At 67.6% G+C, this 20,182-nt stretch carries 14 protein-coding genes and 3 pseudogenes; 15 read left to right on the forward strand and 2 right to left on the reverse strand.

All coding sequences use genetic code 11. From position 1 onward, the window contains the following. Window positions 1–4 precede the first annotated feature (4 nt). The 5 genes from AOZ06_RS20225 to AOZ06_RS20245 are packed head-to-tail and all read left to right on the forward strand — an operon-like array spanning window position 5 to window position 5,616. Complete coding sequence (locus AOZ06_RS20225; RefSeq protein ID WP_054290836.1) at window positions 5–1,345, forward strand: extracellular solute-binding protein; 1,341 nt, start codon at window positions 5–7, stop codon at window positions 1,343–1,345. A 7-nt stretch (window positions 1,346–1,352) separates the two neighbouring features. Further along, entirely contained in the window at window positions 1,353–2,342 is a 990-nt protein-coding gene (locus tag AOZ06_RS20230) for a carbohydrate ABC transporter permease (protein WP_054290837.1), read from the forward strand. Continuing rightward, window positions 2,339–3,226, forward strand: a complete 888-nt coding sequence (locus AOZ06_RS20235; RefSeq protein WP_054290838.1) for a carbohydrate ABC transporter permease — start codon at window positions 2,339–2,341, stop codon at window positions 3,224–3,226. The genes AOZ06_RS20230 and AOZ06_RS20235 overlap by 4 nt, the downstream gene beginning before the upstream one ends. 6 nt (window positions 3,227–3,232) lie before the next feature. Next, window positions 3,233–4,510 (forward strand): 6-phospho-beta-glucosidase, encoded by a 1,278-nt coding sequence (locus AOZ06_RS20240; RefSeq protein ID WP_054290839.1) that lies wholly within the window; start codon window positions 3,233–3,235, stop codon window positions 4,508–4,510. Beyond that, complete coding sequence (locus AOZ06_RS20245; RefSeq protein WP_083472680.1) at window positions 4,507–5,616, forward strand: N-acetylglucosamine kinase; 1,110 nt, start codon at window positions 4,507–4,509, stop codon at window positions 5,614–5,616. The genes AOZ06_RS20240 and AOZ06_RS20245 overlap by 4 nt, the downstream gene beginning before the upstream one ends. On the opposite strand, the gene AOZ06_RS20250 is transcribed toward AOZ06_RS20245, so the two are convergent. Together AOZ06_RS20250 and AOZ06_RS20255 are read right to left on the reverse strand one after the other, a co-directional pair. After that, window positions 5,506–6,300, reverse strand: a complete 795-nt coding sequence (locus tag AOZ06_RS20250; RefSeq protein WP_054290840.1) for a hypothetical protein — start codon at window positions 6,298–6,300, stop codon at window positions 5,506–5,508. The two genes, AOZ06_RS20245 and AOZ06_RS20250, sit on opposite strands and share 111 nt — an antisense overlap. A 36-nt stretch (window positions 6,301–6,336) precedes the next feature. Then, on the reverse strand, window positions 6,337–7,302 hold the full coding sequence (locus AOZ06_RS20255; protein WP_054290841.1) for a quinone oxidoreductase family protein: 966 nt from the start codon (window positions 7,300–7,302) through the stop codon (window positions 6,337–6,339). Window positions 7,303–7,385: 83 nt separating this feature from the next. Between AOZ06_RS20255 and AOZ06_RS20260 the strand changes: the two genes are divergently transcribed. The 10 genes and pseudogenes from AOZ06_RS20260 (at window position 7,386) to AOZ06_RS20295 (ending at window position 20,105) form a co-directional block, all read left to right on the forward strand. After that, entirely contained in the window at window positions 7,386–8,021 is a 636-nt protein-coding gene (locus AOZ06_RS20260; protein ID WP_218922026.1) for a TetR/AcrR family transcriptional regulator, read from the forward strand. Beyond that, on the forward strand, window positions 8,018–9,409 hold the full coding sequence (locus AOZ06_RS20265; protein ID WP_054290843.1) for an ATP-binding protein: 1,392 nt from the start codon (window positions 8,018–8,020) through the stop codon (window positions 9,407–9,409). Before AOZ06_RS20260 ends, AOZ06_RS20265 begins: the two co-directional genes overlap by 4 nt. Continuing rightward, a complete protein-coding gene (locus AOZ06_RS20270) occupies window positions 9,406–11,349 on the forward strand; it encodes a vWA domain-containing protein (RefSeq protein WP_054290844.1) in 1,944 nt (647 codons plus the stop codon). The genes AOZ06_RS20265 and AOZ06_RS20270 overlap by 4 nt, the downstream gene beginning before the upstream one ends. Before the next feature lie 300 nt (window positions 11,350–11,649). Continuing rightward, window positions 11,650–12,633: an ABC transporter substrate-binding protein gene (locus AOZ06_RS20275; RefSeq protein ID WP_054290845.1), complete on the forward strand. Its 984-nt coding sequence runs from the start codon at window positions 11,650–11,652 to the stop codon at window positions 12,631–12,633. Between the two features lie 210 nt (window positions 12,634–12,843). After that, window positions 12,844–13,320 (forward strand): annotated as a pseudogene (locus tag AOZ06_RS62135) (ABC transporter permease); the annotation flags it as partial. A gap of 132 nt (window positions 13,321–13,452) precedes the next feature. Continuing rightward, on the forward strand, window positions 13,453–14,160 hold the full coding sequence (locus tag AOZ06_RS62140) for an ABC transporter permease (RefSeq protein WP_417999968.1): 708 nt from the start codon (window positions 13,453–13,455) through the stop codon (window positions 14,158–14,160). A gap of 602 nt (window positions 14,161–14,762) precedes the next feature. Then, window positions 14,763–15,893 carry an HNH endonuclease signature motif containing protein gene (locus AOZ06_RS20285; RefSeq protein ID WP_054290846.1) on the forward strand — a complete coding sequence of 377 codons (1,131 nt, stop codon included), beginning with the start codon at window positions 14,763–14,765 and terminating at the stop codon, window positions 15,891–15,893. A gap of 334 nt (window positions 15,894–16,227) precedes the next feature. Further along, a pseudogene (locus AOZ06_RS20290) lies at window positions 16,228–17,703 on the forward strand (ISL3 family transposase). A gap of 98 nt (window positions 17,704–17,801) precedes the next feature. Next, a pseudogene (locus AOZ06_RS56450) lies at window positions 17,802–17,955 on the forward strand (IS481 family transposase); the annotation flags it as partial. Between the two features lie 344 nt (window positions 17,956–18,299). After that, window positions 18,300–20,105 carry a Xaa-Pro dipeptidyl-peptidase gene (locus AOZ06_RS20295; protein ID WP_054290847.1) on the forward strand — a complete coding sequence of 602 codons (1,806 nt, stop codon included), beginning with the start codon at window positions 18,300–18,302 and terminating at the stop codon, window positions 20,103–20,105. Window positions 20,106–20,182: the final 77 nt, after the last annotated feature.

Here is a 20,182-nt window from a genome sequence, read left to right on the forward strand (position 1 = left end):
GCAAATGCGCAAGGCCCCCATCCGAGTTCTGCTGGCTTCAGCGGCATTACTCGTCGCGTCGTGCTCAGGTGCGGCAGGCGGCGGTGGTGGTGGCAGCGAGCCAGGAGCCGCGCCCGCGAAGGACGCGAACCTGACGCTCGTGGTCTACAGCAAGTTCACCGACCGGGAGGAGAAAGCGGTCACCGCCGCCCTCCAGTCGTTCACCAAGAAGTACCCGAACATCAAGATCGACCACAAGGGCAACCAGGACGACGACAAGCTCACCCAGTCGATCCAGAGCGGTTCCGCGCCCGACGTGGCGATCTCGTTCTTCTCGGACAACCTCGGCAACTGGTGCCACAGCGGGGCTTTCCAGGACATGAAGCCCTACGTCGACCGCGACAAGACCGACCTGAGCGTCATCCCCAAGCAGGTCCTCGACTACACCCAGTACAACGGCAAGCAGTGCTCGCTGCCGTTCCTCGCTGACGTGTACGGCTTCTACTACAACAAGGACCTGTTGGCGCAGGCCGGGTACAGCGCTCCGCCGAAGACCACGACCGAACTGGTCGAGTACACCAAGAAGATCACCAAGTTCGCGCCGGACGGCTCGATCGAGGTGGCCGGGTTCATCCCGTCGATGCCGTTCTACGCCAACGAGGCGCAGATCTGGGCGCCGATGACGGGCGCGAAGTACCTCAGCGGCCCGGACGGCAAGTCCAACATGGCAGGCAGCGCGGAGTGGAAGGAGCTCTTCGACTTCCAGAAGCAGCTCGTCGACTTCTACGGCAAGGACAAGCTGGAGCGGTTCAAGGCCGGCCTCGGCGACCAGTACTCGCCGGACAACGCCTTCCACAAGGGCAAGCTGGCGATGATGTTCGACGGTGAGTACCGCAACGCGTTCATCACCGACACTGCGCCGAACCTGAACTACGGCACCGCGCCGCCGCCCGTGTCGCCGAGCCGGGCCGCCTCGTACGGCGGTGGCTACTCCACCGGCACGATCATCGGCATCCCCAAGGGCGTCAAGAACCCCGGTGCGTCGTGGGAGCTGATCAAGCACGTCACGCTGGACACCGACACCCTCGTCGAGCTGTCCAACCAGATCAAGAACCTGCCCAGCACCACCGAGTCGCTCAAGTCGCCGAACCTGAAGGTCAACGAGCAGTTCAAGACCTTCCTCGACATGTACGGCGGCGGCAAGCTGCAGTCCAACCCGGCGTCGCCGGTCAACGCGGCCGCGATCAAGGCGGTCAACGACTTCGCCTCGCGGTGGGTCGCCGGTCAGGAACCCGACCTGGCCGCCGGTCTGGCGAAGGTCGACGCGCAGATCAACGACGAGCTCGCTCAGAAGCTGGGCAAGTAACCCGGCGATGACAGCGACGCTCAGCCGTCCGGACACGGACCCGGCACCAGTCCCCGCCAAGGGGCTGGGCCGGGTCCGGTCACGGCGCCGATGGGTCGTGGCCGGGTTCCTCGGCCCCGCGGTGCTCGGCTTCCTGATCTTCTTCGGCTACCCGCTGGTAGCGACGGTGTACTACTCGTTCACCCGCTACGACCTGATCAACGCTCCACAGTGGATCGGGTTCGACAACTACGTCCGGATGTTCACGACCGAGCCGCTCATCGGCACGGCCGCCTACAACACGCTGTGGCTGGTGATCGTGCTGACGATCTGCCGGGTGCTGTTCGCGCTCGGCGTCGCGTCGGTGATCTCCAGGCTCAAGCGCGGCGTCGGGCTGATCAGGACACTGTGCTACATGCCCGCGCTCGCGCCGCCCGCCGCGGCCACGCTGGTGTTCGTGTTCGTGTTCAACCCGGAGTTCGGTCCGATCAACCGGTTCCTGCGCTGGGTCGGCGTGGAGGGCCCGCTGTGGTTCAGCGACCCGGCGTGGTCGAAGCCGTCGCTGACCCTGTTGGTGCTGTGGGGTTCCGGCGAGCTGATGATCGTCATCCTGGCCGCGCTGCTGGACGTGCCGCACGAACTGCACGAGGCGGCGGCGCTGGACGGCGCGGGACCGGCACGCAGGTTCTGGCACATCACGCTGCCGAGCATCTCGCCGGTGCTGCTGTTCGGCGTGGTCAACTCGATGATCTTCGCGCTGCAGTTCTTCACACAGGCGGTGGTCGCGGCGTCGGCCGCGTCCGGCCAGTCCGATGTGGCCGGTAGCACGCAGTACATCGGAGCGCCGCAGAACACCACGCTGACCTATCCGATCTGGCTCTACGTCCAGGGATTCCGGTACTCCAACATGGGGTACGCGGCGGCCATGGCGGTACTGCTGTTCGTGGTCTCCGCGGCGTTCACCCTCGTTCTGGTGAGACAGCTCCGCAAAGCCTCGCACGTTGAGGAGTCGGCATGACCGCTACGTTGGAGCGGCCGCGCACCGGCGGTTCGCCGGTTGTCCGGCGGCGCAAGCAGTCCTGGCAGCGGACGCTCTACTGGGTCGCGACGCACGCGCTGGGCATCGCGATGGGTGTGATGTTCACGCTGCCGGTGCTCCTGGTCCTGCTGACCTCGTTCATGCAGAGCGACCAGGCGATGACCGCGAGCATCTGGCCGGACGTCTGGCACATCGAGAACTTCGCCGAGGTGTTCAAACGGGCACCGATGCTGACGTACATGCTCAACAGCCTGCTGTACTCGCTGCTGGCCACGCTCGGCATCCTGCTCTCCGCCGTGCCCGCGGCGTACGCGCTGGCGAAGCTGAAGTGGCGCGGGCAGAACCTGGCGTTCATGCTCGTCGTCGTCGCGATGATGCTGCCGCCGCAGGTGACCATCGTGCCGCTGTTCGACCTGTGGGTGCGGATGGGCCTGACCGGTACGCTCGTGCCGCTGATCGTGCCGTACTTCCTGTTCGACGCGTTCAGCATCTTCCTGCTGCGCCAGTTCTTCCTGACCATTCCGAAGGACTACCTGGACGCGGCGAAGATCGACGGCTGCTCGGAGTTCCGGGTGCTGACCAGGGTGGTCGTGCCGATGGCCAAGCCGGGTATCGCGGCAGCCGCGATGTTCTGCTTCCTGTTCACCTGGAACGACTACTTCGGACCGCTGCTCTACACCGCGGAGAACCGCGACAGCTGGACGTTGTCGCTGGCCATCGCCTCGTTCAGGGGAATGCACCACGTCGAGTGGAACCTCACGATGGCCGCGACCGTGCTGACGCTGCTGCCGGCGATCGTGCTGTTCGTGGTCGCGCAGAAGTCGCTTGTCAAGGGGATCACGTTCACGGGAGTGAAGGGTTAGAACACGATGAGACTGACCGTTGTGGGTGGCGGATCCACTTACACGCCGGAGCTGGTCGACGGCATTGCCGGCAGGCGAGCCAGTCTGGACGTCGACGAGATCGTGCTCGTCGACCCGGACACCCACCGGTTGCGCATCGTCGGCGACTTCTGCCAGCGACTGCTCGAGCACGCCGGCCACCCGGCGAAGGTGCTGACCACCTCCAGCCTCGAGCAGGGCGCCGAAGGCGCCTCGGCGGTGCTGCTGCAACTGCGGGTCGGCGGGCAGAAAGCCAGGCGGTCCGACGAGACGTTTCCGCATGCCTGCGGGTGTATCGGTCAAGAGACGACCGGTGCCGGTGGGCTGGCCAAGGCGCTGCGCACCGTCCCGGTCGTGCTCGACATCGCCGAGCGCGTGCGCAGGGTGGCCGGTGACGACACGTGGATCGTCAACTTCACCAACCCGGTCGGCATCGTGACGCGTGCGTTGCTGCAGGCCGGGCACCGCGCTGTCGGGCTGTGCAACGTGGCCATCCACCTGCAGCGGCAGTTCGCCGCACTGTTCGGTGTGGACACCGGCGCGGTCCGGCTCGACCACATCGGGCTCAACCACCTCACCTGGGAGCGCGGTGTCCACGTGACCACCGCCGACGGGACAGTGGACCGCCTGCCCGACCTGCTCGGCGAGTTCGGCGAGCACCTGGCGGCCGAGATCGGCTCGCAGGCCGACTGGATGCGCCGGATGAACGCGGTGCCGTCGTACTACCTGAAGTACTACTACGCGCACGACGACGTGCTGGCCGACCAGCTGGAGAACCCGCCACGGGCGGACGTCGTCATCGAGGTGGAGAACGAGTTGCTGAAGCTGTACGCCGATCCCGCCGTGGTGACCAAGCCGGAGAGCCTGGCCAAACGCGGCGGCGCCTACTACTCCGAGGCGGCCGTGCAGCTGGTGCACGCGCTGACCGGCGGCGGCGCGGCGGAGGAGCACGTGGTGAACGTCCGCAACAACGGTGCCATGCCGTTCCTGCCGGACGACGCGGTGATCGAGGTTCCGGCCACTGTGGACGGAAGCGGCGCGGTGCCGCTGCCGATCAAGCCGGTCGAGCCGCGCTTCTCCGGCCTGATCTCGCACGTGACCGCGTACGAGTACCTGGCGCTGGAGGCGGCGCTGCACGGCGGCCGTGACCGCGTCGCGGACGCGTTGCTGGCGCACCCGTTGATCGGTCAGTACAAGTTCGCCGACCGGTTGGCCGACGAGCTGATCGCCGCCAACCGCGCTGATCTGCCGTGGGCCAACGCATGACCGGCCCTGCTGCGGACACGGTTGTCATCGCCATCGACGGCGGCGGCAGCAAGACCGACGTGATGCTCGTCGACGCGTCCGGCACCATCCTCGGGCGCACCCGGGGACCCGGCGCGTCGCCGCAGGTCGTCGGCCTCAACGAAGGCCTTGACGTCTTCGAGCAGCTGGTGGTCGACGCGGCCGGGCAGGCAGGCCTGCCCGGCACACCGCCGTACGGCACGCACACCGCAGCCTACCTGGCCGGTGCGGACCTGCCCGCGGAGGAGGAAGAACTTTCCAGGGCGCTGACCGAGCGCGGCTGGTCACCGTCCATCGTGGTCGGCAACGACACGTTCGCGATGCTGCGTGCGGGCACCACCGACGGCGTCGGCGTCGCGGTGGTGTGCGGCGCGGGCATCAACTGCGTCGGGGTCGCGGCGGACGGGCGCGTGCACCGGTTTCCGGCCCTCGGCAAGATCTCCGGTGACTGGGGCGGCGGGTTCCACCTCGGCTCGGAGGCGTTGTGGTGGGCGGTGCGCGCGGGCGACGGCCGCGGCCCGTACACCGATCTGCTGCCCGCGATCGTGGACCACTTCGGCGCCGAGGACATCTTCGAAGTGGTGGAACGGCTGCACTTCGAAAGCCTGCCGCGCGAGGTGATCCACGAGCTGTGCCCGCTGCTGTTCCAGGTCGCGCGCACCGGTGACGTGGTCGCGCAGGGCGTGGTCAAGCAGCTCGTCGACGAGATCAGCACGATGATCTGCACGACCATGCGCAAGCTGGAGATGACCGGGGAGGCGCCGGCGATCGTGCTCGGCGGCGGCGTGATGACGGGTGTTCATCGCGATGTCATCGATGTCATCGAACAGCAATGCGTGGCAGTCGCGCCTCGCGCCGAGGTCAGGGTCCTGGACGTCGCCCCTGTCGTCGGCGCGGCGCTGCTCGGCCTGGACGCGATCGGCGCATCGACCACAGCCAAGACGCGGCTGCGGACGAGCGCCGTCGGTGGTGTCGGTTCAGTGCCGTCCGGCGTGGTCGGACAGGACCCGGACGGCCTCGTCGATGGCGGCGCACCGGGCGATGCGGACAGCGTTGGCGAGCGGGCGGAGAGCCTCGGAGCGTCGTAGCGTGGCGGAGGACGACATCGCACCGCCGGGGTCGTCCTCCGCAGCCACCTCCAGCATCGCGGCGACCTCGGTGGCGCGTTGCCACACGCGCAACGCCTTCTGCGGCATGCCGATTGGCCAGCGGGCCCGAGCGCTGGTCGCGACTCGTTGCTTGATCTCGTGCCGCACACCGGAGCGGTTGCTGCTCAGGTCGAGTGACGCCAGCGTGCCCGCGGCCTCGCGCATCGCGGTCGACAAGTTGTGGTCGGCCTCGCCCAGGGGCGTGTGCTCGCCCGGCGACGTGGTCGGCAGGTCGAACACCGTCCACCGGATGACGCTGTCGGCCACTGTCTCCGGCACGACCGCGACGCCCGCTTCCGGCAGCGTGACGGCCTCGCCGGCGCGCACGGCCTCACTGGCGAGTCTCGTGGACCCGCCGAGCCCCCGCACGTCACCGGGCACCGGGATGACCAACCGGGTTGTGGTGGCACCCGCCTTGCGCAGTGCGGCCAGCAGCGCGGCCAGTTGACCGGCGCGTTCGTCCCTGGCGGGTAGTTCCAGCGCTGTCGCGGTTCCTTCGTCGTCCGCCACGACTTCGTGCATCTCGGCCCAGATGGCGAGTGCGTCGAGGGTGTCGTCGGGTGCTGCGGCCCCGTGCAACCAGGCAGAGGCCCACACAGCGAACGTGGCACTTGGGAATGGCACGCCGGAAGCCTAACCGCGCGCCGCCGGTGCCGGGGTTCAGGGCAGGAGCACCAACTTCCCGGTGGTCGTGCGTGACTCGATGTCGCGGTGCGCCTGTTCGGCGTCGGCCAGCGGGTAGCGCCCGCCGATGCCGGTCGTCAGCCTGCCGTCCCTGACCATGTCGAACAGGTCCGCGGTGTGCCGCAGCAGTGCCTGCCTGGTGGGGATGTGGTCGTGGAAGACGGGATAGCCGACCTTGATGCTGTTGGGCAGGTCACGCAGGTTCAGCGTCGGCACCGAACCGATGAGCGGCCCGAAGTACAGCAGCGTGCCGTTGCGCCGCACGACACTCGTCGACGCGCGGAACGTGGTTTCCCCGCCGCCGTCGAAGACCGTGTGCACGCCTTCGCCGCCGCTGAGCTCCATGACCGGCTCGACGAACGCCGGTCCGGTCGAGACCACCACGTCGTCCGCACCGGCCCGGCGCGCGATGTCCGCCTTGCTTTCCCCGGACACCAGCCCGATGACCCGGCCACCTCGCGCTTTGATGAGCTGCACCAGCTTCTGGCCGACACCGCCCGCCGCCGCGTGCACCAGCGTGAGCTGGCCCGGCGACACCGGCGCCGCCTCGGTCACGAAGTGGTGCGCGGTGAGGCCCTGCAGCATGATGCTCGCCGCTGCCTCGTCGGAGATGTCATCCGGTACGGGCACGGCGTGGTCGACGGGCATGACCAGTTGTTCGGCGTATGAGCCGTACACGTAGGTCCAGGCCACCCGGTCGCCCACCGAAAGGCCCGTCGCGCCCTCTCCCAGTTCCACGACTCGCCCGGCGCCTTCCACACCCGGCACGACCGGGATCCGGCCGTCCGGCGGTCCCATCCGCCGTGTCCCGGTGTCCATGAAGTTCACCCCGGCCACCGCGACCGCCACACGGATCTCGCCCGGCCCCGGGCGCGGGTCCGGCTGGTCGGTGATCCGCAGCTGTTCCGGCCCGCCGAGCCGGTCGATCAGAATCGCTCGCATGTCCCGAGCACCTTTCTCTGGAGAACACGGCCCACGATCGTCCGGATAAAATGGACCGGCAAGTCCAGAAACCGGAGGGTGTCGTGCTCACTCGCAAAGGCCTCGCGACCAGGCAGCGGATCGTCGAAGCCACCTCCGCGCTCGTGCGCGAGCACGGGACGGCCGCGACCACGCTGGACGACGTCCGTGCGCGCACGGCGACCAGCAAGAGCCAGATCTTCCACTACTTCCCCGGTGGCAAGGAGGAGTTGCTGCTCGCGGTCGCGGAGTACGAGACCGACCGGGTCCTGCTCGACCAGGAGCCGTACCTGAGCGAGCTGACCAGCTGGCAGGCGTGGCAGAACTGGCGTGATCTGGTCGTCCGCCGCTACCGCGAGGCCGGGGTGCACTGCCCGCTCGGCGTGCTGATCACCGAACTCGGCCGCAAGACACCGGCCGCGCAGGCGCTGACTGGCCGGCTGCTCGAACGATGGCAGGACCGCCTGCGCGTGGGCGTGGAGCACATGCAGCTGAGCGGCGAGATCGACCCGGGGCTGGACGCGGACCGTGTCGCGGCGTCGCTCATCGCCGCCGTACAAGGCGGTGTAACGGTGTTGCTGTCCACTGGCGGGATCGGGCACCTGGAAGCCGCTTTGGACACGTCACTGGCCTTGTTGCGGGCGACCGGAGTTACTCCACGTTGGCGCGACCCCGAATCCGACGTAGCGTCAATGGGGTGAATCGTGGAAACCTGCCACGCACAGTCGGCGAGCTGAAGGCCGCCGGCCATCAGCAGCGTGGCGTGAAGGCCGAGATCAGGGACAACTTGCTCGCGATCCTGCGGGCCGGTGGCGATCCCTGGCCGGGAATTGTCGGTTTTGACCGTACCGTCCTGCCGCAGCTGGAGAGAGCGCTGCTGGCGGGGCACGACATCGTGTTGCTCGGCGAGCGCGGCCAGGGCAAGACCCGCCTGCTGCGCACGCTGACCGGCCTGCTCGACGAGTGGTCCCCGGTCATCGACGGCGCGGAGCTGGGGGAGCACCCCTACGAGCCGATCACCGCCGAATCCAGGCGCCGGGCCACCGAGCTCGGTGACGACCTGCCGGTGGCGTGGCGGCACCGCTCCGAGCGGTACGCCGAGAAGCTGGCGACGCCGGACACCTCCGTCGGCGACCTGATCGGTGACGTCGACCCGGTGAAGGTCGCGCAGGGCCGCAGCCTCGGCGACCCCGAGACCATCCACTTCGGACTCGTCCCGCGGGCGCACCGCGGCGTCATCGCGGTCAACGAACTGCCCGACCTCGCCGAGCGGATCCAGGTCGGCCTGCTCAACGTGATGGAGGAGCGGGACATCCAGATCCGCGGCTACACCATGCGGCTGCCGCTGGACGTGCTGCTCGTGGCCACCGCGAACCCCGAGGACTACACCAACCGCGGCCGGATCATCACGCCGCTCAAGGACCGGTTCGGCGCGGAGGTGCGCACGCACTACCCGCTGGACGTCGACGACGAGATCAACCTGGTCCGCCAGGAGTCCGACCTGGTCGCCGAGGTGCCGGACCCGTTGGTCGAGGTGGTCGCCCGGTTCGTGCGCAACCTGCGCGAGTCGGCGGCGATCGACCAGCGCTCGGGCGTCTCGGCGCGGTTCGCCGTCGCCGCGGCCGAGACACTGGCCGCGGCCGCGCTGCGGCGTGCCGCGCTGACGGGCGAGGACGTCGCCGTGGCCCGGCCGATCGACCTGGACGCCATCCCGGACGTGCTGCGCGGCAAGCTGGAGTTCGAGGCCGGTGAGGAAGGCCGGGAAACCGAGCACCTGACGCACCTGCTGCGGATGGCCATCGCCGAGACCGCGCGGTACGCGTTCGCGGGCCTGGACCTCAGCCCGCTGGAGGACGCGATCGGCGAGGGCCGCATCGTGACCACCGGTGAGCGCATCCCGGCGTCCGAAGTGCTCAACGCGTTGCCGGAACTGCCTGTGCTGCACGAGGTCGCCGAGCGCGTCGGGGTGAAGCCGACGGACTCGGCAGGCCGGATCGCCTCCGCTGTCGAGCTGGCGCTGGAGGCGTTGTACCTGTCGCGCAGGCTGGCCAAGGACGCCGAAGACGGTACGGCGGTGTATGGGCCGTGACGCACTTCGCGTACCGCCCTTGGCATGACGGCCCGGATCCACTGGCGCCACCGGTGGATCTGCGGGCCGCGCTTGACCAGATCGGCCGGGACGTGATGGACGGCTCGTCACCAAGGGCCGCGATGGAAGAGCTGCTGCGCCAAGGAGTCCGGGACACCCGCGGCCTCGACGACATGACCAGGCGGCTGTGGCAGCAACGTGCTCGCCTGCAACGCCGTCACCGGCTCGACGGAACGCTGCAGGAGGTCCAGCGCCTGCTGGACGAGGCGCTGGAGGCCGAGAAACGGCACCTGTTCCCGGATCCGTCCGACGACGCCCGGTTCAGGGAGGCGCAGCTGGACGCGTTGCCGCCGGGAACGGCGGCGGCCGTGCGGGAACTGGCGAACTACGACTGGCAGTCCCCGCAGGCGCGGGAGAACTACCAGAAGATCCAGGACCTGCTCGGCCAGGAGCTGATGGAGTCGCGGTTCCGCGGCATGAAGCAGGCGCTGCAGAACGCCACGCCGCAGGACGTCGAGCGGGTCCGCGAGATGATGTCGGACCTCAACGACCTGCTGGCCGCGCACGCCCGCGGTGACGCGGACACGCAGCAGCGGTTCGAGCAGTTCATGCGCAAGCACGGCGAGTTCTTCCCGGAGAACCCGCGCGACGTCGAGGAACTCATCGACGCGCTGGCCGCGCGTGCCGCCGCCGCGCAGCGGATGATGAACTCGATGTCGGCCGAGCAGCGCGCCGAGCTGGGGTCGCTGATCCAGCAGGCGTTCGGCGATCCGCGGCTGGCCGCCGAGGTCAGCAAGCTGGACGCGTACCTGCAGTCGCTGCGGCCGGGGGAGGACTGGACCTCCAGCGGCCGGTTCCGCGGCCAGAACCCGTTCGGGATGGGCGAGGGCGTGCAGGCCATGGAGGACCTGGCCGAAATGGACGCACTGGCCGAACAGCTGGGCCAGGCCTATCCCGGTGCGCGGCTGGAGGACATCGACCTCGAGGCGCTGGAGCGTCAGCTCGGCCAGGAGGCGGCTGTCGACGCCCGCAGGCTGTCGGAACTGGAACGCGCGTTGCGTGACCAGGGCCTGCTCGAACGAGCCGCCGACGGGACACTGCGCTTGTCTCCCAAGGCGATGCGCCGTCTCGGCGAGACCGCGCTGAAGGACGTGGTCAAATCGCTGTCCAACCGCCGCGGCGAACGCGACACCGCGCGAGCGGGTGCCGCGGGCGAACCGACGGGCTCGTCACGGCTGTGGCAGTTCGGCGACACCGAACCGTGGGAGGTGTCGCGGACGGTCCGCAACGCCGTCCTGAGGTCGGCGGGTGCCGGCGGCGCGGTCACGCTGGACGTCAAGGACGTCGAGGTGATCGAAACCGAGCAACGCGCACGCGCGGCGGTGGCGTTGTGCGTGGACACGTCGTGGTCGATGGTGCAGGACGGCCGTTGGCTGCCCATGAAACGCACCGCGCTGGCGTTGCACCACCTGGTGCAGACGCGGTTCCGCGGCGACGCGCTCGAACTGATCACCTTCGGCCGGTACGCGGCCAAAGTGGACATGGCCGAGCTGACCGCGATGGAAGGCGTGTGGGAGCAGGGCACCAACCTGCACCACGCGCTGCTGCTGGCGGGCAGGCACATCCGGCGGCAACCCGACGCGCAGCCGGTGGTCATCGTCGTGACCGACGGCGAACCGACCGCGCACCTGGAACCGGACGGCGACGCGGAATTCAACTATCCGCCGCTACCGAGGACATTGCGCCTGACACTGACCGAAGTGGACAAACTGGCCAGGCTGGGCGCGTCGGTGTCGGTGTTCATGCTGGGCGAGGACGAGCGCCTGAAAGCGTTCGTGGACATCATGGCCCGCCGCAGCGGCGGGCGGGTCGTCGCGCCCGATCTGGACGGTCTCGGAGCCGCTGTCGTCAGCGATTACCTGCGTAACCGACAGCGATGAAGGTTTGGCGCGTGGCCGCGGTGGGTAATTACCCGGTACATGATCTCGGGTGGTGTGGCTATTACCACATCGGGCTCACGCTGGGTGATGCTTAATTGTGACATTCGACGGTATCGTGACCTGAATGGACCAGTCAGGCCGTCTGGCCTGCTGGTCTGTTCAGACTATTTGCGTGTTTTTTTCTTGAACAGTGGGGACGCGACTGGCCAAGATCGACCTCGTTCGGCCTACCATGAGCCGCCTTCACAGGTCGGATCTTCGGAGGATCGAATGTTTACGGCAGGTAAGCGTGCCGGTGGGATGCTCCGTCTCACTGCGGTCGCTGTGGCCACACTGCTCGCCGCGGGATGCGGCATCCTGGACGGCTCGTCCAGCGACTCGTCCGGGGGATCGGGGCAGGTCGAGAAACCCAACATCCACATCGGAATCATCGCGTCGGTCGACGACGCGCCGGTCAAGGTGGCGGAGAAGCTGGGCTTCTTCAAGGAAGAGGGGCTCGACCCCAAGGTCACGCTGTTCCAGTCCGCTTCGCAGACCCAGCCGCTGCTCAACAAGGGCGATCTGGACTTCAGCCTGATGAACTACGTGTCGTACTTCCAGGCCGCTTCCAAGAAGACGCTCGACGCCAAGATCGTTGCGGACGCGTACCAGGGCACCCCGGAGTCGTTCGTGATGCTGGCCCGCAAGGGCGTGACCATCGCGTCGCCCAAGGACTTCGAGGGCAAGAAGGTCAGCGTCCACCAGCCGCCGGGCAACATCGGCGACCTGCTGTTCCGCTCGACCCTGCGCGACAACGGCGCGGACCCGAGCAAGGTCACCTACGTGCAGGTGCCGTTCCCGAACATCCCGAAGGCGCTGGAGGCCGGGCAGATCGACGCGGGTATCGCGATCGAGCCGTTCATGACGCAGGCCGAGAAGGACCTCGGCGCGACGCGGTCGTTGAAGGTGATCGCCGGGCCGACGCTGGACATGCCGCTGAGCGGATACGTGTCCCCGTCGAAGTTCGCGCAGGAGAACCCCAAGACTGTCGCGGCTTTCCAGCGTGCGATGACCAAGGCGCAGCGTGCTTCCGGTGACCGCAGCAACCTGCAGAAGGTGATGAAGGAGCTGACCGGCGTCGACGAGGCCACGGTGCCGCTGCTGAACCTCGGCGTGTTCCCGACCTCGCTGGACGCCACGCGGCTGCAACGCGTCATCACGCTGATGCGCAGCTACCCCGAGCTGTCGCAGCTGCAGCAGGACATCCAGGCCAGCTCGTACATCTACACCGCGCCGGGTAGCTGAGTGCGACTGATCCGTTCGTTGGTCGGGCTGGCCGGCTTCCTGCTCGTGTGGGAAGTCGCCAGCCGATCTGGTGACGCGAAGTTGATCCCCCCGCCGTCCGAGGTGCTGACCAGGTGCCTGACGGTGTTCGGTGAGGGCAGGTTCGTCGCGGACGTCGCGTCCACGGTGTTGTCGTGGCTGATCGCGCTGAGCCTGGCGACGGCGATCGCCGTGCCGCTCGGCATCGTGATCGGCCGGATCCCGGTGGTGCGCGCGGCGACCATGCCGTTGATCGAGTTCCTGCGGCCACTGCCGGGCGTGGCGCTGATCCCGTTGATCACGGTGCTGCTGGGCGCGGGCGCGCAGATGAAGATCACGCTGGCCACGTTCGCCGCGGTGTGGCCGATCCTGTTCAACACCATCTACGCGGTGGCCGAAGTCGACCGGCACATGGTCGAGACAGCCCGCGCGTTCCGCACATCCCGGCTGCGGATGATCACAGCGGTGATCCTGCCGAGTTCGGCGCCGTTCGTGCTGACAGGTGTGCGGTTGTCCGCGTCGATCGCCCTGATCGCTGTCGTGGCAACGGAATTCCTCTACGGCGGCAGCATCGGCGTCGGCCAGTTCGTCTACGTGCACGGCCTGAGCGCGGGCCGGATGGACACAGTGCTGGCGGTGACGGTGCTCGCGGGCCTGTTCGGCCTGCTGATCAACGCGGCGCTGGCCGGTGCGCACAACCGCTGGCTGGGCTGGCCGGCGACGGGGTCGTCCGGTGCCGCGGGTGCGGCGAAGCGCCGCTGGCAACTGGTCGTGAGCTGCGTGGCCGTGGCGGCGGTCCTCGTGGTCTGGCAAGCGATCACGAAAGCGGCGGCGGACCCGTACTTCCCGCCGCCGCTGGACATCGCGGGCCGCGCGGGGGATCTCTGGTTCTCGCCGTCGTCGCTGACCGGGGACATCCTGCCGAGCCTCGGTGTGCTGCTCGGCGGCTGGCTGATAGCGGCGGTGCTGGGCATAGTCCTGGGGACAGCGCTGGGCAGGGCAGGCAAGGCGATGGACTACGCCGGCGCGCTGCTGGCGTTCGCCCGCTCGGTGCCACCACCGCTGCTGGTGCCGGTGTTCATGGTGATGTTCTCCCTGGGCCCGCAGACCGAGCTGATCACCATCGTGACCGGCGCGATCTGGCCGGTGCTGCTCAACGCGGTGGATGGCGCCAGGTCGGTGGACGCGACGAAGACAGACACAGCACGAGCCTTCCGGATCTCGAAACCACAGTGGATCTTCGGCGTGGTGCTGCCGGCGGCGTCGCCGAAGATCTTCGCGGGACTGCGCCTGAGCCTCTCGATAGCCCTGATCCTGATGGTGCTGTCGGAGCTGGTGGGAACCAGCAACGGCATCGGCTACCAACTGGCCAACGCCCAGGGCTATTCGGACCTGGCGGGAATGTGGGCATGGATCGTGCTGATCGGAGCGCTGGGCTTCCTGCTCAACCGCGTGCTGATGATCGTGCAGCGCCGAAGCCTGGCCTGGCACGGCGGCCATTTCGCCTAACCTGAGCAGCACTCACGCCGCGGGACAGACTTGCCGTGGCTGGTTTCCGGCGGCAGGCGTGAGCTGGTTGGCCGGCTGCGAGGTGGCGTTTGTTGCGCTGGGGATCTGGCTCAAAGCGATGAGGTGCAGGCAATTGAGCCGGGGCGGCCGATGATGTGTTTGGCCAGCGGGGCCGACCCCGGGCGGTTGCGGTGGCGCGTTCGGCGAGGTTCCGCACTTATTTGTCTTGCACCGCACGGGAATCCGACGATTTCCGTGCGGCGCATCAGCAATGCCACCGTCTTGCGTGACACGATCACACCCCGGCCACGGATCAGCTCTGGGGTGTCTGCGCGAGGTCGAGACCCTCAGCCGGTCTCGGGACGGACTGTGCGAGAGCCGACCTCGCGGCGACGGCGGCCTGCTGATGCGGATACTCGCTGCTCTTGCGCCACAGCGCAATGAGCGCCACCGGCGGCAAGCGGCATCATCGCGGGCCAAAACCCCACCCGATCGAGTGAAGGCATAACGAACCAATAAACCGATAAAGTGAACACATGTGCGAACAACGGGGCCTCTCCGCGAGGACGATCCAACCGCCACCGGAAATCCCACTCGCCGACATGACCGACGACCAGGTGCTGGACTACATCGCGTTCCACTACCGGACGCGGTCGAACTCCGACGCCAAACTGATCAGAGGGTTCGCGAGATTCGCGGAACTGCGACAACCCAAGCGCTCCGGCATCGACCTCGGTGACGGCGCGGCGGAAGAAGTGGCGATGGAACTGTGCCTCAGCCCCAACACGGCTGCCATCCACCTCTCCCAATCCCGGTCCATCGTCGCCCGCCTGCCCACGACGGTGGACGCACTGGAAGCAGGCGAGATCGACTACACCAGAACAAAGGCAATGCACGACTACACGGCGGACCTGACCGCGGACCAGGCAGCCGAGGTGGAGAAACGAGTACTGGACGGCGGGAAGCGCGAGAACCTGACCCGCTTCAAGCACGCCCTGCGCCGGACGGTGATCAGAGTCGACCCTCAAGGCGCGGAGCAAAGACGCCAGGAAGCCCGGTCGAAGAGAGACGTCACCAAGTGGGACAAGCCGGACGGCACGGCGACACTGAACATCACGCTGGACCCGCATGAAACCAGCGCGGCGTACCAACAGATCAACACCATGGCCATGCGCTGCAAGACACCAGGCCGCACCCTCGCCCAGCGCCGCGCGGATGTCTTCATGGATCTCGTGCTGGGAAAGGAAACAACCCGGCCGCCGGTGACCGTGAACGTGCTGATCCCGATGACGACCCTGCTGGGCCTCAACCAGGAGCCAGGAGAGATAACGGGCTACGGCCCCATCACAGCGGAATACGCACGCGAACTGGCCCACGACGCCACCTGGCGCCGCGTGATCACCGACCCGACCGGCCAGGTATTGGAAGTGAGCAGAAGGCGCTTCGCCTCCCCTGCCCTCAAACGCCACATAGAACTACGCGACAGAACCTGCCGCCAACCCGGCTGCACAGTCCCAGCCGACCGCTGCCAGACCGACCACACCACAACCTACGCGACAGGAGGACTGACCAGCCTCGACAACACATCGACGTTCTGCAAACGCCACAACCTCATGCGCCAGCGAACAGACTGGAAGCTGGACCAGCCCACCCCAGGCACCCTCGTCTTCCACACCCCAGCGAACCGAAAACTCGTCACCCACCCCCAACCCTACGAACCAGCCCCCTTCTGACCACCAACCACCCAGGACGACCACCATGACCCGCGCCCCACCACCAACACCCACAACATCAACAAACGCAGCACCACCGCCCACGCCGCCGACCCACAGTTTCACCACAGGATTTCGGGAAAGGGAAACTGCAAGACCGCCAAAGGACTGCTGACATACACGCCAACCACACAGTCCCACACGACTCGCGCCACCCCACGGCTCGCCGCTACGCCGATGCCCACTGCACACCAAACCCATCGTCACCGGGTCTGTCAAAGGGACTGTAAGACTTGTGGCTCTGGCTCGTAGTCGGTGGTGACGGCGAGTAGCTGTTCGCGATCATGATCTTGTGATGGCTGTCGATTCCTTTGTGGGGACGGTGTTCTCCGGACTGTCAGCGTTGGTTATCGAGGATGTGACGGAGGGCGGCGGCATGGTGGTGGTCACGGCCCGCACTCGAGATGTGGCCGTGCCGTGTCCGGCCTGCGGGACTACGACGGCAAAGGTGCACGGGTATCACCAGCGGACGGTGAAAGACGTGCCGGTCGATGGCCGCCAGGTCGTCGTCCGCCTGCGCGTACGGCGGCTGGTCTGCCCGGCTCGGAACTGCCCGCGGCAGACGTTCCGGAGCAGATTCCCGGACTGCTGGAACGGCATCAGCGCTGCACGGTGCGGCTTGTTCGGCAGATATCCCATGTGGCGCGGGAGTTATGTGGCCGGGCGGCGGCACGCCTGGCCGGCCTGCTCGCTGTGCCCATGTCCCGTAGCACCGCGTTGCGCCGTCTGCGGTGCCTGCCGCTGCCCCGGTTGACGATTCCGCGGGTGATCGGCGTGGACGACTTCGCCCTGCGTCGCCGCCAGCGCTACGCCACGATCGTCATCGATGCCGAGACCGGCCGACGTGTCGCGGTCCTGCCCGGCCGCGACGCGGCCACCCTGGAGTCGTGGCTGCGCGAGCATCCCGGTGTCGAGGTCGTGTGCCGGGACGGCTCGGCCACCTATGCCGAAGCGGTCCGCCGAGCCCTGCCCGGCGCGGTACAGGTCAGTGACCGATGGCACCTGTGGCGCAATCTCTGTGACAAGGTGCTGCTCGAGGTCCGGGCGCACGCGGGGTGCTGGGCCACTGTCAACCCGCCCCGACCCGGCGGCGTCCACGAGCAGACCACCCGCGAACGCTGGAACAAGGTCCACGATTTACTCGGCCAAGGAGTCGGTCTGCTCGACTGCTCCCGCCGCCTCGGCGTGGCTCTGAACACCGTCAAACGCTACGCCCGCATGCCCGAACCCCAGGCGCTGCGCATCGCCCCGACCTACCGCCCATTCCTGGTCGACCCATACCGTGATCATCTGCGTGCCCGCCGCGCGACCGATCCCGCGGTCCCTGTCACCCAACTGCTCGCCGAGATTCGCGAATTGGGCTACACCGGCAGTGCCAGTCTGCTGGTCCGCTACCTCAACCAGGGCCGCGCCGAAGGCGACCGCTCCGTCACGACCTCTCGCCACGCCAGCCGCCTCCTGCTTACCAAACCTGGGAACCTGCGCCCGAAGGACACGACGCTGCTGGAGAAAATCGCCGCAGCCACCGGCCGCGGGCAACGACGTGAAGCTCACTGAGTGGATCGCAGAGGCCCGCGCCGTCAATCTGCCGCATCTACGCAGTCTCACCAACGGTCTCGAGATCGACCGGTCCGCTGTGGACGGTGCCGTCACCTTGCCCTACCACAACGGCCGCACCGAAGGCGTTAACACCCGCACCAAAAGGATCATGAAACAGATGCACGGACGCGCCGGATTCACCCTTCTCCGCCACCGCATCCTCCTGCCCTGACAAATACCCACGGTCACCACCGACTACGAGCCAGAGCCGCAGATTTGACAGACCCATGCCCGGCTGCTCATGTCGCTGCCGAGATGGGCGGTTCCCCGATCCTGGGCTTGCCGTCCTCGACCGCGTACCGGGTTCTGACCCGTCCCGCCCTCAACCGGATGGGCCAACTCGTCCACGTCGACATCAAGAAAAGGTGACATCAAGAAACTCGGCGACATCCCCGACGGCGGCGGCCACCGCGTCATGGACCGCGGCACCCACTCCCCGGTCGACGACCAGCATCAGCAACACCGAACCCACCCACGCCCTGGAGGCCTTCCCGCACACCTGCAACGGGCGACGTGCCCAGACCTGACCGAGTCCAGGCGGTCGGCGCTGAAGGTGGCCACATCACTGGGCATCGGTCAGGCCTGTCTCTACCGGTGAAGACAGTTCGCTTCGCTCCGGTGACCGACCTGGGCAACGTCCTGCAAGGCGCGACTTGCTTGTGCGGTGGCCGATCGTTGTGCCGATGATCGAAAAACGGGAACAAAGTGTGAACGAATCGGTCCTTTCGGCCGTGCCGGGCATGCGGTCCGATCGGTTCGCTCAAAGTCATGCGACGACTACGAATCGCGGTCACGGCTGCCCTCGGCACCGTCCTGGCCACGATAGCGACGCCTGTGCCCGCTGCCGCACAGGACATCGAGGAGACCCTGCCGATCTACTCCTACCAGGACGCCATCCGCGAGGATGTGTTCGTCGAAGCACCGATGGACAGCGACAAGGACGGCAAGCCCGACCGGATCGCGATCCAGATCATCCGGCCGAAGGAAACCAACAGCGGCCTCAAGACCCCTGTGGTGATGGAGCCGAGCCCGTACTACAAGGCGCCCGGAACCGCCCAGACGCCATACGGTTTCCGGAACTGGTACGACGAGTTCTTCGTGCCGCGCGGGTACACCGTGATCGAGGCGGAGATGCAGGGCACCAGCCGTTCGGGCGGCTGCCCGACCACGGGTGACGCCGAGGACACGCAGTCGATCAAGGCGGTCGTCGACTGGCTGAACGGGCGTGTGAAGGGCTTCTACACCAACGGTTCCGCCGCGGTCGCGTCGTGGAGCACGGGTGCTGTCGGCCTGACCGGCGTTTCCTACAACGGGACGCTGCCCAACGCCGTCGCCTCGACCGGTGTCGACGGCCTGAAGACGATCATCCCGATCGCCGCCATCTCCAGCTGGTACGACTACACGCGCGACCAGGGCATCGGCTACCAGGGTGCCTGGGGCAGCAGGTATCCGGAGTACCTGGCCAACTACGTCGCCAGCGCCGCGGCGAAGACCAGGTGTGCGGCGTTCATCAAGTCGCTGGGGGACAACGCGGGCGACAACACCTGGGACTACACGCCGTTCTGGGCCGAGCGCGACTACAAGCCTAACGCCGACAAGGTGAAGGCGTCGGTCCTGCTCGTGCACGGCATGGAGGACTGGAACGTCAAACTGCGCAACGGTGTCGCGTGGTGGAACCTGCTGCAGAAGAACAACGTCCCGCGCAAGATCTGGCTGCACCGCAGTGCGCACATCGACCCGGTGAGCGCTCGGCCGGACGAATGGAAGCGCGTCGTGCACCGCTGGATGGACCACTGGTTGTACGGGATGGACAACGGGATCATGGACGAGCCGATGGCCGACATCCAGCGGCCCAACGGTTCGTGGGAGACCCACCGCAGCTGGCCGGACGCGGGTGCCCGTGACGTGCGCCTGAACTTCGGCCCGGCGGGATCGGGTGTCGCCGGTACGTTGCAGGCGGCGCGCCCCGCGGCGTCCACCCAGACCTTCACCGACAACCGCACGCAGACCGAGACCACGGCGACGGCCGACTACACCGCCGCCGCGCCGAACCGGCTCGTCTACGTGACGCCCGCGTTGGCGCAGCAGACCCGGATGTCCGGTACTCCCAAGGTGAACGTGACCGTGCGGTCGAACACCGCCAGCGCCCCGCTCACCGCGCTGCTCGTCGACTACGGTCCCGGCACGGCCTTCACCGCCCAGGACATGTCGCCCGAGGAGCTGATGAGCCAGGAGTGCTCGTTGTCGGACATCGAGCAGAAGACTGGCTGTGCGGAACCGTACGCCGCACGCGCGGAGGCCGTGACGGCCACGGTGATCACCCGGGGCGCGATCGACCTGAAGAACCGCTCGTCGCTGAGTTCCGGCACCGCGCTCGTCCCCGGCCAGACCTACACGGCTTCCTGGGAGCTGCACGGCAAGGACTACGTCGTGTCCGCCGGGCACCGGATCGGCCTGGTGCTGATGGCCAACAACCGGTCGTACATCTCGACCGACACGGCCGCTGGCACGTTGACCGTCTCGCTTGACGGCAGCAGCCTCGACATCCCCGTCGTGGGCGGCCGAGTCAGCTGAGGACCCGGTGGCGGCTGTGCCGTTCGGCCCGGCACAGCCGCCTTCCGCTCACCGCGGGGCATCAACATCCGCCGCCC

It is taken from the genome of Kibdelosporangium phytohabitans, from assembly GCF_001302585.1.
GTDB classification, from domain to species: domain Bacteria; phylum Actinomycetota; class Actinomycetes; order Mycobacteriales; family Pseudonocardiaceae; genus Kibdelosporangium; species Kibdelosporangium phytohabitans.

Excerpts from the sequence above, each read along its gene's own strand:
- AOZ06_RS20235 (WP_054290838.1), top strand. The coding sequence starts at position 2,339 with ATGACCGCTACGTTGGAGCGGCCGCGCACCGGCGGTTCGCCGGTTGTC.
- AOZ06_RS20275 (WP_054290845.1), top strand. The coding sequence starts at position 11,650 with ATGCTCCGTCTCACTGCGGTCGCTGTGGCCACACTGCTCGCCGCGGGA.
- AOZ06_RS20225 (WP_054290836.1), top strand. The coding sequence starts at position 5 with ATGCGCAAGGCCCCCATCCGAGTTCTGCTGGCTTCAGCGGCATTACTC.
- AOZ06_RS20295 (WP_054290847.1), top strand. The coding sequence starts at position 18,300 with ATGCGACGACTACGAATCGCGGTCACGGCTGCCCTCGGCACCGTCCTG.
- AOZ06_RS20285 (WP_054290846.1), top strand. The coding sequence starts at position 14,763 with ATGACCGACGACCAGGTGCTGGACTACATCGCGTTCCACTACCGGACG.
- AOZ06_RS20240 (WP_054290839.1), top strand. The coding sequence starts at position 3,233 with ATGAGACTGACCGTTGTGGGTGGCGGATCCACTTACACGCCGGAGCTG.
- AOZ06_RS20255 (WP_054290841.1), bottom strand. The coding sequence starts at position 7,302 with ATGCGAGCGATTCTGATCGACCGGCTCGGCGGGCCGGAACAGCTGCGG.
- AOZ06_RS20230 (WP_054290837.1), top strand. The coding sequence starts at position 1,353 with ATGACAGCGACGCTCAGCCGTCCGGACACGGACCCGGCACCAGTCCCC.
- AOZ06_RS20245 (WP_083472680.1), top strand. The coding sequence starts at position 4,507 with ATGACCGGCCCTGCTGCGGACACGGTTGTCATCGCCATCGACGGCGGC.